General features: G+C 38.8%; 16 protein-coding genes and 2 pseudogenes. 11 read left to right on the top strand and 7 right to left on the bottom strand.

Features of this window, described 5'->3' with window-relative positions; all coding sequences use genetic code 11:
• Positions 1 to 46 precede the first annotated feature (46 nt).
• Entirely contained in the window at positions 47 to 1675 is a 1629-nt protein-coding gene (locus B806_RS0116985; RefSeq protein WP_017387046.1) for an O-antigen ligase family protein, read from the top strand.
• A 43-nt stretch (positions 1676 to 1718) separates the two neighbouring features.
• On the opposite strand, the gene bfr is transcribed toward B806_RS0116985, so the two are convergent.
• On the bottom strand, positions 1719 to 2183 hold the full coding sequence (gene bfr, locus B806_RS0116980) for a bacterioferritin (RefSeq protein WP_017387045.1): 465 nt from the start codon (positions 2181 to 2183) through the stop codon (positions 1719 to 1721).
• 243 nt (positions 2184 to 2426) lie between these two features.
• Entirely contained in the window at positions 2427 to 2621 is a 195-nt protein-coding gene (locus tag B806_RS0116975; RefSeq protein WP_000289091.1) for a bacterioferritin-associated ferredoxin, read from the bottom strand.
• A gap of 102 nt (positions 2622 to 2723) precedes the next feature.
• Between B806_RS0116975 and B806_RS19805 the strand changes: the two are divergent.
• Positions 2724 to 2824: pseudogene (locus B806_RS19805) on the top strand (hypothetical protein).
• Between the two features lie 16 nt (positions 2825 to 2840).
• On the opposite strand, the gene B806_RS0116970 reads toward B806_RS19805, so the two are convergent.
• The 5 genes and pseudogenes from B806_RS0116970 to gmk all read right to left on the bottom strand — a co-directional run bounded on the left by B806_RS0116970 (position 2841) and on the right by gmk (position 6667).
• Positions 2841 to 3224, bottom strand: coding sequence for a RidA family protein (locus B806_RS0116970; protein WP_017387044.1), 384 nt, complete (start codon positions 3222 to 3224; stop codon positions 2841 to 2843).
• Positions 3225 to 3371: 147 nt separating this feature from the next.
• The gene (locus tag B806_RS0116965) at positions 3372 to 5477 is read right to left on the bottom strand and encodes an HD domain-containing protein (protein ID WP_002116807.1); all 2106 of its coding nucleotides are present in this window, start codon (positions 5475 to 5477) and stop codon (positions 3372 to 3374) included.
• A 15-nt stretch (positions 5478 to 5492) separates the two neighbouring features.
• A pseudogene (locus tag B806_RS19800) lies at positions 5493 to 5648 on the bottom strand (hypothetical protein).
• A gap of 38 nt (positions 5649 to 5686) precedes the next feature.
• Positions 5687 to 5965, bottom strand: a complete 279-nt coding sequence (rpoZ, locus tag B806_RS0116955; protein WP_002116990.1) for a DNA-directed RNA polymerase subunit omega — start codon at positions 5963 to 5965, stop codon at positions 5687 to 5689.
• A gap of 72 nt (positions 5966 to 6037) precedes the next feature.
• On the bottom strand, positions 6038 to 6667 hold the full coding sequence (gene gmk / locus B806_RS0116950; protein WP_002116973.1) for a guanylate kinase: 630 nt from the start codon (positions 6665 to 6667) through the stop codon (positions 6038 to 6040).
• 122 nt (positions 6668 to 6789) lie between these two features.
• On the opposite strand from gmk, the gene ispH reads away from it, so the two are divergent.
• From ispH to rpsP, 9 genes are all read left to right on the top strand, one after another.
• Positions 6790 to 7740, top strand: a complete 951-nt coding sequence (gene ispH, locus B806_RS0116945) for a 4-hydroxy-3-methylbut-2-enyl diphosphate reductase (protein ID WP_017387043.1) — start codon at positions 6790 to 6792, stop codon at positions 7738 to 7740.
• Positions 7741 to 7909: 169 nt separating this feature from the next.
• Complete coding sequence (locus B806_RS0116940; protein ID WP_017387042.1) at positions 7910 to 8383, top strand: GspH/FimT family pseudopilin; 474 nt, start codon at positions 7910 to 7912, stop codon at positions 8381 to 8383.
• Complete coding sequence (gene pilV, locus B806_RS0116935; RefSeq protein ID WP_079381023.1) at positions 8377 to 8937, top strand: type IV pilus modification protein PilV; 561 nt, start codon at positions 8377 to 8379, stop codon at positions 8935 to 8937. The genes B806_RS0116940 and pilV overlap by 7 nt, the downstream gene beginning before the upstream one ends.
• On the top strand, positions 8937 to 9938 hold the full coding sequence (locus B806_RS0116930; protein ID WP_017387040.1) for a PilW family protein: 1002 nt from the start codon (positions 8937 to 8939) through the stop codon (positions 9936 to 9938). The genes pilV and B806_RS0116930 overlap by 1 nt, the downstream gene beginning before the upstream one ends.
• Positions 9935 to 10744: a PilX N-terminal domain-containing pilus assembly protein gene (locus B806_RS0116925; protein WP_005078460.1), complete on the top strand. Its 810-nt coding sequence runs from the start codon at positions 9935 to 9937 to the stop codon at positions 10742 to 10744. The genes B806_RS0116930 and B806_RS0116925 overlap by 4 nt, the downstream gene beginning before the upstream one ends.
• Positions 10745 to 10755: 11 nt before the next feature.
• On the top strand, positions 10756 to 14610 hold the full coding sequence (locus B806_RS0116920) for a PilC/PilY family type IV pilus protein (protein ID WP_017403269.1): 3855 nt from the start codon (positions 10756 to 10758) through the stop codon (positions 14608 to 14610).
• Positions 14611 to 14620: 10 nt separating this feature from the next.
• Positions 14621 to 15103, top strand: coding sequence for a type IV pilin protein (locus tag B806_RS0116915; RefSeq protein ID WP_017387038.1), 483 nt, complete (start codon positions 14621 to 14623; stop codon positions 15101 to 15103).
• Positions 15100 to 15525, top strand: a complete 426-nt coding sequence (locus tag B806_RS0116910) for a type IV pilin protein (RefSeq protein ID WP_017387037.1) — start codon at positions 15100 to 15102, stop codon at positions 15523 to 15525. Before B806_RS0116915 ends, B806_RS0116910 begins: the two co-directional genes overlap by 4 nt.
• Positions 15526 to 15672: 147 nt before the next feature.
• On the top strand, positions 15673 to 15924 hold the full coding sequence (gene rpsP, locus B806_RS0116905) for a 30S ribosomal protein S16 (protein WP_000260334.1): 252 nt from the start codon (positions 15673 to 15675) through the stop codon (positions 15922 to 15924).
• The last annotated feature ends 8 nt before the right edge of the window (positions 15925 to 15932 follow it).

The following is a 15932-nucleotide window of genomic DNA, read 5'->3' as shown; positions in this document are numbered from 1 at the left end:
GCTTCCATGTATAATTCCCACAAGTTTTGGTCTCTAACCTCTCACTATGCAAGTATTCTTCCTATTTCTCGCTGCAATCCTGTTGGGTTTTGCATGGTTGTCTCCATTTCACTACAGCCCTTGGGTCATGTTCTCAAGTGAAGTCAGTACTTTCGGGGCTGGGTTATGCGTATTAGCTGCCCTAATTCAACAAAATATTAAAATTCCTAGAGCACAGATATTGTTGCTTCCATTTACTTTAATTCCTATTGTGCAGTGGGGCTTTGGTTTAGTTTTTGATTTAAGTACGGCCTTATTAAGTACATTTTACTTATTAGGTTTTTGGTTTATGGTCTTGGCTGGCTACAACCTATCTTTAGATCAAAAAAAGAGAGATCAAATTTTTTCTGGTTTTAGCTTATTAGTAATTATTACATCGCTATTAACTAGTCTTATAGCAATTTTTCAATGGTTGAATATTGAATCACATTTAATTTACACCCTTCACTTGATCGGTAACCGTCCTTACGGAAATTTTGGTCAACCCAACAACATGGCGACATTCTTAATTATTGGGTTGTTAGGATGTTTATATTTATATGAAAAAAATAAAGTAACATTGTGGTTATTATTGCCTTCAGCATTGATTATTTTATTCACAATTGCTCTAAGTCAATCACGAACATCATGGATCGTTTTTCCATTCTTATTCATCTACTGGATACTTAAACAATTTGGAAAACAAAAAAGATTTGGATTTATTCAAGGTTTTTTGTGGTGTGTTGGTTTTTTTGTAATGGCAGGCATAGTATTGCCGTTTGCTACTAGTTTAATTGAAGCATGGGCAAGTACTGATGTAACCCAGGCAAGTAGTTTGGTTGAAAGAGCAAGCTCTGGGTATTTGCGCTTTAATATCTGGTCACAAATGTTGCTTGCCGTACAGCAGCACCCTTGGTTGGGTTATGGTTGGAATCAAACCAGTGTCGCACAAATGACGGTTTATCATGCTTTCCCAACAGGAGAGTGGACCACCAGTGCTCATAATGTACTGCTTGATCTAATTATCTGGAATGGTATTCCACTGGGTGCTGTAATCATTACCTACTTTGCTTGCTGGTTTATTTGGTTAAATCAACAGGCTAAAAATGCCATCTCGATTATAGCGATTATGATGGTATGTACAGTACTTATTCATGCCATGTTAGAGTTTCCACAACGTTATGCTTATTTCTTGCTTACTTGCGGGTTCCTACTTGGTATTGTGCAAGCCCAGACTCCTGTTCTGAAAGGAATTATCCTCAACAAACATATTCTTCGCTTATCATGGGGTGTAAGTTTACTGCTTATTATTGCGATTTTACGTGATTATAATGTCTATGTTTTAAATAGTAATTTGCTTTTTAATAATAAGCGTCCAAATGCCGAATTTATGGGAAGCGGTAAAATTTTTGTTTTAACGCAGTTTGAGCAGCGTTTACGTTGGATTGAACTTAATCCCCACACACTATTATCTGAAGCTAATTTGGATCAATGGGAAAATTTTGTGAAGAATAAACCTACTCCATATAACTTGCGTAAATACGCAAAATTACTGGCTTATAATGAAAAAGTGGAGCAGGCACAGCAGCAAATATTTATTTTACAGCGACTCTATAAGCAAAAAATAACGCTATCAGGGTTATTAAAAGAAAAGTAATAAAAAAATCCCCTTGTACTCAAGGGGATTTTTTTATGAGAAATTACATTTTGCTCTGGATATAGTTTTCAATACCTACGCTGCCAATAAGATCAATTTGGGTATCTAACCAATCCCAATATTCTTCTTCTTTTTCTAAAATTTCTTGAACAAGGTCACGGGTGACATAGTCTTGCTCTGTTTCAGCTAAAGCAACCGCTTTTTGAATTGCTTCTATATTTTCTTTTACTTTACGAATGTCACAGTGCAGAACTTCTTCTGTGTGTTGACCAATATAAAGCTTGCCTAAATGTTGGAGGTTAGGTAGTCCTTCTAAAAATAAAATACGTTCAATGATTTTATCGGCATGTTTCATTTGACGAATTGATTCTTTATATTCAGCAGAGCCAAGCTGCTCAATTCCCCAGTCATTAAACATGCGTGAATGTAAAAAGTATTGATTAATTGCAGTTAAATGATGATACAGCACTTGATTGAGCTGATTAATGACATCACGATTGCCTTTCATTGTAGCTACTCCAAAACAATTTCTGCCTCAAACTTAATTAAGGCAATCTATAAATCCATTTTAGTGAACAATGATGGAGATGGCGAGTAATTTATGGAACAGCAAATGAAAATCGCAATCAAAAACAACACAATATTAGAAAGGATGTTTTCAAGCCAAAAAAAACCGCTTGAATGAGGAACTATAAAGGTTCCGCAAAAAGCGGTGGAGGAGTCAATAAATTTTGTTAAATATTAATTTTTATTATGCAGCTACAGAAATACGAGCAGCGATTTCTGCTAATTCTTCGCTAATGATAGCGCGGGCTTCTGGTGCACAGCGTCCACAGCATGTACCAAGATCAAGCAAGTCGCGAATTTCACGATAGCTTTCAGCGCCATTTTCAATAGCGTCTTTAATATCCTGATCGGTAATGCCACGACACAAGCAAACGTACATGGGAGTGATCCCCAAATATAAATGCGATAATTGATATTATTGATAATTATTATCGTTTGTCAATGAAATTCATTTAAAATCTCATTTATCATTATTGGGATTTTGGATAAAAAAATACCACCTAAGCGGAAATCTAAAAAGAATTTAGATTTTTATGCCAAGGTGGTTCGTTTTTTAAAAACTAAATATTTAAAATTGGATAGTTTGAAAATTTATATCTTATTGATTAATAATTACAATTCCGTCCATTTCCACTAATGCGCCTTTTGGCAAGCTTGCTACACCAAGAGCTGCACGTGCAGGGTAGGGTTGAGCAAAATATTCACCCATAATTTGGTTTACGAGTTGGAAATTTGATAGATCAGTTAAAAAAATATTGAGCTTAGCAATATTTGCAAGTGAACCACCGGCAGCTTCACAAACTGCTTTTAAATTATCAAATACACGGCGAATTTGAGCTTCGATACCTTCTACAAGTTCCATACTGTATGGGTCTAAACCAATTTGCCCTGAAAGATATAGCGTATTATCTACTAAAATAGCTTGAGAGTATGTGCCGATAGCAGCAGGGGCATTTTCAGTATGAATGACTTGGCGGGACATTTGGTTCTCCTTGATTAAATCTATTTCCATCATAATCGATGATAGCTTTGGACAAAAGTATCATCGATTTAATTGATTAAGTGAATTTGGAAAGTTTGATTTTGTTAAGGAAACAAAAAATTTATAACCAATAGTCTCTATAAAGATTTAACTTACTTTTGAAATTTCCATTTGCGGAGCAGGAGCGTCTAAACGTTCAATCCGTGGGAAACCATAGTGCATGCGTAAATCACGAATGACTTTTGCAATATGTTTTCGGTTATTCACTACAATATTCACAAAAGTTCTTTGCTCATTTGAGTGAACCATCTCTACCCCAGCGTTATTTTTACGACATTGGTAGATCAGGTCTGATACTTGTTCATCATTCATTGCCATATAAATAGCGAGGTATGCTGTAAAACGGACATCATCTACATCATCTGCTTTCCATTGAAGCGGCATGATATTTTCAGGATGTAGATGTTGTTCATGTAATAAGTTATGACAGCGAATGCGATGCACAATTAACCCGCGACGCGTTAAATGTCCTTGAATTGGATCGCCTAAAATTGGATTGCAACAGTGTGCATATTTAACGTCGACTCCTTCCGTACTTTGAATAAGTCGATCTGAGTTTTCTACTTGCGGATGTTTGTCATGAGCAAACAAGTGATTTGCTACAAGTTGAGGTAGTAAATCGCCAACCGCAATTTGTTCAAATAATGTATTTTTATTATCGATGTGGCGCCACTGCAATAGATCTAACCAGTCAGCTTCAGAAAGATCATTGATTGAACGATTAAAAAGTTTCAATGCTCGAGAAAGGGCTTGTGCACCAACTAGACGCTGTTCTTCGATATCTTGATCTTTAAGCACATGCTGTAATGCACGACGCGCTTTTTGCGTATTAATAAAGCTTAGCCAGTCTGGGTTTGGTGTCGCTAAAACATCCGTAATAATCTCGATAACCTGACCACTAACTAATGGGGTAGAGAGTGGTTTAATCTCTCCATCGACTTTTGCACCAACCGCATGGTTACCTAAAAATAAGCTTGCTGAATAAGCAAAATCAACTACGGTAGCGCCTTGCGGTAGCTCATGCAGTTGACCGTGTGGTGTATATACCCAGATTTTTTCTTGATGTAGATAATCAAGTAAATCATTAAAAGTTGTTTTAGCACATTCACCGTCAATCAATGTATTTAAGTTCTGCATTGAAGCCTGAATGGCAGAGCGGCAAGTTTGCGGCGCATTTTCACCTAACACTACCCCAAAACGGGCAGCTTTACGCATGAGCTCGGTTTGAATGGTAAGAGATAGTGTTGTTTTTTCGCCTTTAAGCTTTATCAATAAAGACTGATTACCGCCAGGTAGTGGGCGACGAATATGGTCTTGGTACTGGATAACCTGAAAATTTTCTCTTAATGCTTCTTCTAGGCGGTCACAGTCGGCAATGCTTTGTAGAACAATTTCAAAAGCATGACTATGGGTAAGCTCTTGGAGATCCATCTCGTTTTTAACGAAATGGCGTAATAATTCGATATTGTTATTTTTCTTTTTAATACGGCCTTGAATATGATAATTATGCAGAAGTTCAGCGAGGTTTTGTTCCCAAATACTTTGATATTTACAGCGTTCTGGCTTTGTCTGTAGCAGAGCATTCTGAACGTTATCAAACATATCAAGGTCAAGGTTTTGATAGCAGAGATTCTCTAGATTATCGCCCATTTCATTCATGCCGACTAATCTTGCCATCGGTACAAATATATCAAAAGTTTCTTGAGCGATACGGGCTCGTTTATCTGGGCGTAAAGCACCTAGAGTTGTCATATTATGATAGCGATCTGCTAATTTAATAATGATGACACGCGGATCTTGTAAGGTCGCTTGCAGAATTTTTCGGAATGAAGCTGCTTTATTATATTCTTTATCGCTTGATTGGCTAAGTTTGGTTACACCATCAACTAGCTCTGCAACGGTTAGGCCAAACTTCTCAATAATATCTTCTTTTGTATACTGAGTATCTTCAATAACATCATGCAAAAGTGCTGCCATTAAAGTTTCAGCATCTAAACGCATGTTTGCAAGAATACAGCTTACAGCAATCGGATGCAGAATATAGGGTTCGCCACTTTTACGTGTAATGCCAGTGTGTGCTAGGTCGGCAAAATCACAGGCAGCAAGCACTTTTTCGACTTCACTTACCGATAAGTAAGGGTCGATAATTAATTTGAGCTGTTGCTTGGCTTGGCTGACCTCTTCGCCTGGCATAAATCACCCTTTTTCCTATTGCTGAAAAACTAAATCTATCTGCTTCTTAATGAAAAGCATATTGCGGAACTTGTCAATTTTTTCATTTGAAAAAGTGTATTTTTTTTTCAATGAAAATAATTGCTTTTCTCAATATGTTTAAATATGGGACAAAGCCAAATAAAAAACCATCGCAGAAAAACGATGGTTTTTTTATGAAACAGGGTGAATTAGAAAGAAAAACCTTCTAAATTCAAGCTGTTTGTAGAAAGGGCAAGATCAAGACTAGAAGTTTGGTAATCTTGCTCACGTTGTTTAAGAATTTCTTTCGTAACGTGCCCTGCCGCGATTTCGCGCAAAGAAACTACAGTCGGTTTGTCGTTATCCCATTCTACAGTTGGCTCCATGCCTTGACGTGCCAATTGACGAGCACGTTTACTTGCAACGAGCACAAGCTCAAAACGGTTGTCTACATGATCTAAACAATCTTCAACGGTGACGCGTGCCATAAAAGTTCTCGTTCTGGAATGGTAAATTTGAACAGACTAAATAGTATAAAAGGCTTTCGATCTAGACTCAAGTTATTCCTGTTTTGGTTGAGGAGTAATCAAGTCCTGAATTAAAGTTTGGTGACGTTTTGCTTGCTGAGATAGCACCAAACGGTTCGCTGTAATCACAGCTTCAAGCTCATGCAAGGCTTTATTAAAATCATCATTGATAATGATGTAATCAAAGTTCGTGTAGTGCTGCATATCTTCTACTGCACAGCTTAAACGATGCTCAATGACTTCAACTGAGTCAGTGCCGCGATTAGATAAACGCTGACGTAAATCAAATTGAGTTGGGGGTAAAATGAATATTTGCTTGGATTCAGGGAAAAGTTTGCGTACTTGTTCTGCACCTTGCCAATCAATTTCAAGTAAGACATCGTGTCCTTGAGCTAGCTGTTGTTTTACCGTAGCTTGAGAAGTGCCATAGTAGTTACCAAATACTTCAGCGTATTCGATAAATCCATCATGGTTGACTTGGTCTAGAAATTCATCTTTTGTAGTGAAGTGATAGTGAACACCATCTAACTCACCGGGACGTTGACCTCGGGTTGTATGCGAGACTGAAACATGTAAATTGCTCACACGGTCAAGCAGGGCTTTTACCAAAGATGTTTTGCCCGTTCCTGATGCAGCAGAAACGACAAACAATAGACCCGACATGATATTTTTCCTGATATGATAAAATATCTTCGCTATTGTAGTGTACCGTGCGTTTAAACTGAATAGTTTTAATTGCAAATATTCAAGAGAAATTCCCCTGTTTTATTAATTTTGAGGCTGTTATGGAAATTGTGTTAGCTAATCCGCGTGGTTTTTGTGCCGGTGTTGATCGAGCCATAGCAATCGTCAATCGGGCTCTGGAATGTTTCAATCCTCCTATTTATGTACGTCATGAAGTTGTACACAATAAATTTGTGGTAGATGACTTACGTCAAAGAGGCGCCGTTTTTGTTGATGAGCTAGATCAGGTGCCAGATGACTCAATTGTAATTTTTAGTGCGCACGGTGTTTCAAAAGCAGTTCAACAAGAAGCTGAACATCGAGGCTTAAAAGTTTTCGATGCGACTTGTCCTTTAGTGACTAAAGTTCATATTGAAGTGACTAAATATGCGCGTGAAGGTACTGAAGCTATTTTAATTGGTCATGAAGGGCACCCAGAAGTCGAAGGCACAATGGGGCAATATGACAAATTAAAAGGCGGTGATATTTATCTGGTTGAAGATGAAGAAGATGTTGCTGCACTTACCGTACGACATCCTGAAAAACTTGCATTTGTGACTCAAACGACGCTTTCTATTGATGATACAGCTAAAGTTATTGATGCTTTGCGTGCAAAATTTCCGCATATTCAAGGTCCGCGTAAAGATGACATTTGCTACGCTACTCAAAACAGACAAGATGCTGTACGTGATTTAGCTGAGAAGTGTGATGTCGTATTGGTTGTAGGTTCACCTAACTCATCAAACTCAAATCGATTACGTGAGCTTGCAGAGCGTATGGGTAAAGCCGCTTACCTTGTAGATAATGCTGATCAGTTAGAGCAGTCATGGTTTAATGAGACGTGTAAAATTGGTGTTACTGCCGGTGCCTCTGCGCCAGAAATTTTGATTAAACAAGTGATTCAACGTTTACAAGATTGGGGTGCTCAAGCACCGAAAGAATTAGATGGGCGTGAAGAGAACATAACCTTTAGTCTTCCTAAAGAATTACGCATTCATGTGACTCAAGCGTAAAGTGTGATGTATTTAACACACTGATTTTAAAAAGTTAAACAGATAATTGTTGATATGACAGTTATCTGTTTTTTTATACCCTTTATCTGCTTTGTATTTGTTTTGTAAACATAAGACGTAAAATTTAATTAATAAATAAAAAATTTTAAAGTTTATTTGGGGTGTGGGGATGAGGGGAATTATTCCGCAAGATGGGTTCACCTTGGTTGAGCTTATGGTGACGATTGCGGTTATGGCTATTATCGCGATGATGGCTGCACCATCTATGTCGAATTTATTAGAAAGCAAACGATTAGATGGAAACCAGCGAGATCTAATAAATACTTTATCGGAAGCAAAGAGCCAAGCCATACTTGGTCGACAAGACGTTTCTATTAATCTGAATTCAACAGCTTTAAATACTCCCACTTCCTTGAATTGGAAAGCTGATTCCAATAACAGTTTTGAACTTAAAAATATCGCTGCTGATGGTACGCAGAGTTCATTAACAGCGACGACTTTAACTTTTAATGCGAATGGGGTGATAACCAATATCACCCAAGATACACTTTTATCTATTTGTAATTCAAAAATAAATAAAAAGAAAATTCTTATTTTAACAAAGCTTGGCACATTAATTTTTAAAGCTGAGGAGACATGTTAATGCAGGGCTCTAAACGAAAAGCTCAAGTTGGGGTGGGTTTATTAGAAGTGTTGGTTGCCTTAATTTTAATTGCGATAGGGGTTTTAGGATATGTTGCCTTGCAAGTCCGTGCTATGGATGCTTCTTCAGAGGCATTAAGCAAATCTCAAGCGATTATGATCATGAGAGGATTAGCAGAAAACATTCGCGTAAATAGTTCTCAAGCTAGTCAGTATCCCGCATTTGTCCGTAGTTATAGCAATTATTCATCTACCACCGCAGCTCCTACGTTGTGTTTCAATGCAGCTTGTACACCTTCTCAGCTTGCCCAATTTGATGCATATCAAGCAGCAAGAAATGCTGATCAACTTGGCATGAAAATTACAATGACAAATTGCCCAGGGGTTACAAGCACAATGGCCCAGCAGAGGCAATGTTTGTTTGTTTTTTGGGGAAAAACCGCTCCAGTAATTACAACAAATGAGGGAGTCACGAGCGCGGATGTGTCGAGCTGTATGAGTACAAATGGCGTTTATGTCAATAATTCGAACTGTTTAATGATGGAGGCATATTAATGGCTCACTCATTTGTATCATGGAAGCAGCGAGGCTTTACATTAATTGAGCTGATGGTTGCATTGGCTTTAGGTCTAATTTTAGTAGCCGCGGCGACTCAATTATTTATTGGTGGACTTCTATCAAGCCGTCTACAAAAAGCAAATGCTGAAATACAAGATAGCGGTATTTTTGGTTTGGAATATATTGCCCGTGATATACGGCTTCTAAATTATGGAAATGTAACCAACCCAATATTAACTGATACAACCCCTTGGGGCGGTGTTGTATTAACTGGCTCAACTGCAACCAATAACAACAATGTTAATTTTGTCCCTAACGTTGGAACAAATACCTATATTGCTGACACATTACTTAGTCATGGTGCAGGCGATACGGTGAGTACTGTGAGTAATCACTGGAAAGGTCTTTCAAATATACAGAACACTTCAAATGCTGCTGTGCAAAGTGATCAGCTGACTATCCAATTTATTGCACCTACGAATATGACCAATTGTGAAGGTGTAAATGTACTTGCAGGTGATTTAATTGTAGAGCGTTATTTTTTACGTCTGGATAGCAATGGTAGTTCCCAGCAAGATTATGCACTTGCATGTGATGCAAATACTCCCTCTACTGTAGCCACAGCTCAACCGACCACTGTTGCTGGGTTAGGCGACGCTGGTCAAATTGTATTGCCGCGTATTGATCATTTCCATGTGCTGTTTGGTGCAAAAAATGCGGCTGGCAATTTTGCTTATTATACCATTCCCCAATATCGCGCTGCTGCACAGGCTGCCCGAGATGCCACACCATCTGTGATGCCGCCACGAATTCTTTCAATACAAATATCTGTATTAGCGCGCTCTACTAATAATGCCCAAAGCAAAGCAATAGATCCTGAGCAATCTTTTTTTATGTTAGATCAAACCGTGCATGCTTCTGATAATACAACTCGATTCTTACGCCGCACTTATAACTTAACAATTGCTCTACGCAATGCGATGGGGGAAAGTCTATGACCCATTTAATTCATAAGAGTAGATCTAAGGAAAAAGGGGCAACCCTTATTGTTGTGCTTATTATTTTATTGATTGTTATTTCTGTAGGCGTTTTAGCAATAAGAGTGGCTATTGTTTCTTTAAAAGTTGCTACCAATAGCCAAGTTAGCCAATTAAATTTTCAGTCATCTGACACTCCTTTAGAACTCATTGTGCAGATGAATCCTACCACCCTAACTAATATTACTAATGTGATTGGTGCCGCGCTTAAAGAGCATGAAAGTAACCCTGGTGCGGAATACAACTTTTGTTATAAGCCTGTTTCTACAGCAACAAATTTTGCTCAGACCAGAGGTGCAAGTTTACTTCGAGCAGGAAGCGCTAATAATGCAGTCGTTGAAGATGGCGGCGTAGCGGGTTTCTGCGATTTAACAACTGACTATGGAAGTAATCGTCAAGCAGTGGTCACCCAAGTTGCTGTAAGTGTTCCAACAGACGCTGCTAGCGATATTCCAGGCTCAAATTTACCACGAGGAACAAACACCTCGGAAGGTACGCAACTTCCTAAAAGTATGTTGTCTACGCAACGTATTCGAGTGATTACAACTGCTTTTTTGCCAGCCTATGCATCTACCTCTATTGAAACTTTACAAAGAGATTGCTTAAGCACGAGTTCGGCAAAAATTAGCGACAATTTTGATACCGCATTAACAGCTAAACAAACATTGGCGGAGTGTTTGGCAAATCATAACGTGCCTTTTAGTACTCAAGTTCAAGAATTTAACTATACCAATAAACTCACTCAAATTACGGCACCAGGTTCATAACGGGGAATATCGTGAAACTAAAATTGAAGAATTTTAAGCCAAATAATTTATGGTATGCCATCTGTTCGAGTTCAGTTGCTTTTACATGGCTAACGACAAGCTCCGTTGTGCAGGCGAGTGATTTACAAATTTATGCTTCACCTACAGCTGGTAAAAAAACCATTGTGATGATGTTGGATACATCAGGAAGTATGACCAACAATAGTTATGGCGAAAACCGTCTGGCTATGCTTAAAAATGGTATGAATGCTTTTTTAGCAAGTAATAATCCTGTTTTAAATGACACTCGTGTGGGGTTGGGAAATTTCTCTGCAAATGGTGATAGCCGAAGTGGGCAGGTTCTAGTGGCTGCTGCTCCTTTAGGAGATGCGAGTACGTTAAATACAGTGGGTTCTCAACGTTATAAATTAAAACAGGCTGTTGCAAATTTAACTGCTGGCGGGTCAACGCCTTCAGCACATGCTTATGCGGAAGCTGCTGCTTATTTGATGGGTACAACGACCTATTCAGAGGCAAATTATGCCATTCGAAAAGATAGCTATATAAGGCGTGTGCGAAAATCTGATAATAGAACGGAATACTCATATTGTACGAATTATCGCGATTCACAAATCGATACTACAAATCTATGGCAACCTTGTCGTTCTAATAACTATTGGAGTAACTGGTCAACTTCTAATCCGGGTGTCGATACGGCAACTGCTTATGATACTTCTTCGGATTGGACCTATTCTTATACTTATTACTACACCACCTTTAATTATGCTGTAGCAAATGCAGATAGTGGTATCCCAAAATCAAAATCAAATGATACAGCTAGCAATCCGAATATTGTTGTAGATAGAAATGCCTCCAATTTAAATGCTATTTACCAATCTCCTTTACCTGCAGTGGCCAATCGCCAGAGTTGTGATGGGCAAGGAATCTACTTTTTATCAGATGGGGAGCCGAACAATACAACAAATACACGTTCTGCAACTGTCATGTCGACAGCCCTAGGCAGCACTTTGGGAGCAAATTTTACTTGTTCTGGAGGTTTGTCTAACACGACAGCAGACTCTGGTTGGGCCTGTATGGGGGAATTTGCAAAAAGATTATTTGATAAAACAAAAAACCCAGCTGGAGTTTCTATTCAAACAGCATTTGTCGGTTTTGGTAGTGACTTTTCTAGCTTAAGTTCTTCTGATGTAAAAAATGCCTGTCGTTTAAGTTCGAGAACCCAATCTGATCGTAAAAGTGATGATAATTGTTCGCCGAATCAGACCACAAATGCGGTCGCTGCACCTGGTTATGGAAATGGAGGCTTTTTCCCTACCCAAAGTGCGCAAGGTGTAACAGATAGTGTTATCGCATTTATTAATAACTTAGATAAAGTTCCTTTAGAACCCTTAACCACAGGTGCTATCTCTGTTCCTTATGATGCACTAAATCCTAAAAATTTACAGGAATATGGTTACTTACGTGCTTTTGAGCCAAACCCGGCTAACACCTACTTAACATGGCGTGGAAATTTAAAGAAATATCATGTTGTTTTATCGGGAACAAATGCTGGTGCTTTTGAAGCGAATACTGGTGGGTTGGTTTACAACGCAACTGGGGCATTTAGAACGGGTACGAAAGATTATTGGAATAGCTCTACTTATAATGATGGAGGTAAAGTCTTTTTTGGTGGTTCATATGCAAAAGTTCCTTTACCAATTGCTGGACAAAATGAAACACGTGATGAAGAAGGAAATATCACAAAATATTATTACGCAGTACAAACTAAAATCCGCAACTTATTTACTGATGTTTCCGCTGTTGCGGCGGATGGTAGCTTAACGAAAATATCGACTTCTGGAACTAATTTGCTAAAAATTCCAGCTACTCCAACAGAAGGAACTAATCCTTTTGATAGTGTGGCTAATACAGCAAGTTATGTTTTAGGAAAATTTAATGCATCAACTGGACAAGATATTTTAAAAGCTTTCCCGATTAGCTTGAAATTAAAAATATTAAATTATCTAGGTTACTCAACTGATATTAGTGCTACGACCTTACCTTCGTCATTAGTTACATCGAATGAACCCTATTTATCGATGGGCGGTAGTATTCATTCTTTACCGGTACAGCTTACCTATAATGGAACATTAGATGAAAATGGGAATTTAACTTCTGCGCGTAAACAATCCATTCTCTATGGAACGATGGAAGGCGGTCTGCATATTGTGGATGCCTCAACTGGTGTAGAACAAATGGCTTTCGTTCCTGCCGATATATTAAATGATCCAGTTGCATCAAAAGCTTTAGTGGTTGGCCAAAGTGATGCTACAGCTCCTGCTCACGGTATGGATGGAGCTTGGGTATCTGACCCTGCATATAGTATTACTACAACGGGAAGCGGTAGCTCAGCAGTATCAAAAGTAACTGCAAAGCAAATGAATATTTATGGTGGCATGCGAATGGGGGGCAGCAGCTATTATGGCTTAAATGTCTTAAATCCTGCATCACCTAAGCTCCTGTTTAGAGTAGGAGCAGATCAAACTGATTATAGTCGCATGGGGCAGAGTTGGTCTAAACCTGTACTTGCAAATATACGTTATAACGGGGTGATTAAACGCGTTATGATTGTTGGTGGTGGCTACGACCAATGTTATGAAAACCCGAATATTACCTTGAGTAGTTCTTGCTTTACGAATGGAAAAGCAAAAGGGAATGCTGTTTATATTATTGATGCTAAAACTGGGGAACGCTTATGGTGGACTAGTGATACAGGCTCTAATATAGATAACTCTAATATGAAGCACAGTATTGTTAGTCGCATTAGTACCTTGGATCGAGATGCTGATGGTTTAGTCGACCATTTATATTTTGGTGATTTAGGCGGGCAAATCTTCCGTATCGATCTTAATAATAACCAGACAAAAACAAATTCAACTTATAGCAGTTTCGGTATTCGAGTTGTTCGATTAGCGAATTTAGCAACAAATGACTCAACTTATGATGCTTCGAATGACTATACCGCTGGGAATGCGCCGCGTTTTTATGAACCGCCAACAGTGACAATTCACGATTATGGAATCCGCACTTTTATTACTGTCGGTATTGCTTCAGGTGACCGTAGTACACCTTTAGATGTTTATCCGCTTACAGGTCGTGAGGGGATGTCACCGAGCACCGCATTAAGTGGAAGACCTGTAAACAATGTTTATGGAATTATCGACAAAGACTTTATTAAAAAGAATTTAATGTCTTTAACAGATAGCCAGCTTGAAACAAAAGATATTACTCGATCGACGCTTCGAAAAAATCCACAAATTTTACGATCTGGAGAAACACGAGTAGCACAGATTTTCTTTCCCAACACTGGGGCGGGACAAAACGGTTGGTATCGCTCACTTTCTAGTATGAGCGATGGCACAGAGAAAGCTAATAATAGTTTCCGTATTAAAGGTGGACTGAAAGCTTTTGAAGAACCTATGGCCGTTACTGGGACTTTAATTGTGCCTGTTTATGATCCGCAGGGAACAGGCATTGTAGCGGCAGACCCATGTTTACCCCGTGTAGTAGGTGAAACTGACCAGCAGACGTTCTGTTTACCATTTGGCGCCTGCCTTAATTCTGATGGATCAATTGATCAGAATAAAGAGAATGGAAGTGGATTTAAAACACAAACTGGTACTAATTGCCCAGTAGGAGCTTCTGAATGTAATAAAAACGTTATTGGCTCCGGTATTCGCGGCATAGCATTTGTTCCAAAAAGAGATGAACCTCCAGTGACTAATAGTTGTGGGAAATTACAACTGTCTGGAAACGAGAGTGGAACGGGCGAGTGGCAGTGTACAAGTCATTTAGTTCCTACACGCTGGTATGAGCGTTATCGCTAAGGTATGACTGATGAATAAATATTATATTCTGCGGTTTAATCAGGGTGTTACCTTGATTGAGCTCATGGTTGTCATCGTGATTGTCGCTATTTTTGCTTCGATTGCTATCCCTTCATATCAAAGTTATAGCCGTAGAGCGACGGCTTCTGCTGCTAAAGGTGAAATTCTAAAATTGGCAGAACAGTTGGAACGGCATAAATCCAAGAACTTTACCTATAGAGGATTTACCACCACATCTGTAACTTTGCCACGGGGTGGTTATACGATTGAAATTAGTGATGATACGACGACAGGAAATTTATTGACGAATGCTGCTGCAAATGGGCAAACATGGGTCATTAAAGCGACAACTACAGATTCAAGAAACTTTAATTTTATTGCTAAGAATTCAGGTTTGCGCTGCCAAAGTTTAACAGCTACAGCTGTTGATAATGACTGTGGTGGAACAGTCACTTGCAATGTATGTGAAACAAATAGTGAGAATTGGCAATGAAGAATGGTTTTACCTTAATAGAACTCATGATTGTAGTAGCAATAATTGCAATTTTAGCAGCTATAGCGACACCTTCGTATTTGCAGTATTTACGCAAAGGGCATCGTACAGCTGTTCAGTCTGAAATGATGAATATTGCCCAAACATTAGAATCAGAAAAAGTAGTTCACAATCGTTATCCGTCGAATGCGACGATTACTTCGATTTATGGTTCTAATGTCAGTCCTCAACAAGGCCAAGCCTTATATAACTTAGCTTTTTCTAGCATAACTGATTCAAGCTGGGTGTTAACTGCTACACCTATTGCTACTAGTTCTCAAGCTGGTGATGGGATCATTTGTCTTAATGATCAAGGGCAAAAATTCTGGGCAAAAGGTGCAACTGATTGTGCGTTATCTGCCACATCAAATTGGCTACAGTAATTTTAAATTCAAAACTGCGGATAACTCAAAAAATAATCTTTCTTTCAGGGCGAAAATCACGTAGAATGTCGCCCTCTATGAAAGGGGTTTGAAGTGTTGCCGATGGTCGGCGCAGGGATAATCCGTAAGAATTATAAGGCTTTTATCATGGTTGTTATTCGTTTAGCACGTGGCGGCGCAAAAAAACGTCCATTCTATCAAATCGTTGTGACTGACAGCCGCAATGCACGTGATGGTCGTTTCATCGAGCGTATCGGTTTCTTTAACCCGACTGCACAAGGTCAAGCAGAAAAACTTCGTTTAGATGCAGACCGTTTTGCTCACTGGGTTTCTCAAGGTGCTCAACCTTCTGAACGTGTTGCTTCTTTAGCTGCTCAAGCTAAAAAAGCTACTGCATAATTTTTGTA

The sequence above is a fragment of the Acinetobacter sp. TG2027 genome, from assembly GCF_000302435.1.
In the GTDB taxonomy this organism is placed as follows: domain Bacteria; phylum Pseudomonadota; class Gammaproteobacteria; order Pseudomonadales; family Moraxellaceae; genus Acinetobacter; species Acinetobacter pittii.
The sequence above is the reverse complement of the archived record's forward strand: the minus strand, read 5'-3'. Positions and strand labels throughout refer to the sequence as shown.